The following is a 414-nucleotide window of genomic DNA, read 5'->3' as shown; positions in this document are numbered from 1 at the left end:
ACTCGTCCAGCGTCGAGTACGCCAGCAACCCGATAGCCAACAGCCTTCGTGACGTGGCGATGATCCACACCGCTGAGGTGGGAACCAGGGTGTTCTACACCCAGCACGGCAGCTTCGACACACACGCCTCACAGGGACCGACCTTCGACAAGCTGTGGACTGAGGTGTCCGGTGCAATCGCGGACTTCTGGGACGACCTCAGGGAGCACGACGCGGATGAAAACGTTGTGATGTTCCTGTTCTCGGAGTTCGGCAGGAGAGTGCGCGACAACGGCTCCGGCACTGACCACGGTGCAGCGGGAGCGTGCATTGCCATAGGCCCCCGGGTGGTTGGCGGAATGCACGGTGAGTACCCTGAGACCCGACCTGAGGCGTTGGACCAGGGCGACCTGGTGCCGCACACCGACTTCAGGG

At 63.0% G+C, this 414-nt stretch carries 1 pseudogene (only partly in view); it reads left to right on the top strand.

What is annotated here, in order from left to right:
• A pseudogene (locus tag J4G14_10545) lies at positions 1–414 on the top strand (DUF1501 domain-containing protein) (it extends past both window edges: 609 nt to the left, 87 nt to the right).

The sequence above is a fragment of the Dehalococcoidia bacterium genome, from assembly GCA_021295915.1.
In the GTDB taxonomy this organism is placed as follows: domain Bacteria; phylum Chloroflexota; class Dehalococcoidia; order Lucifugimonadales; family UBA1123; genus VXRN01.
This window is presented reverse-complemented; position numbering and strand designations above follow the sequence as displayed.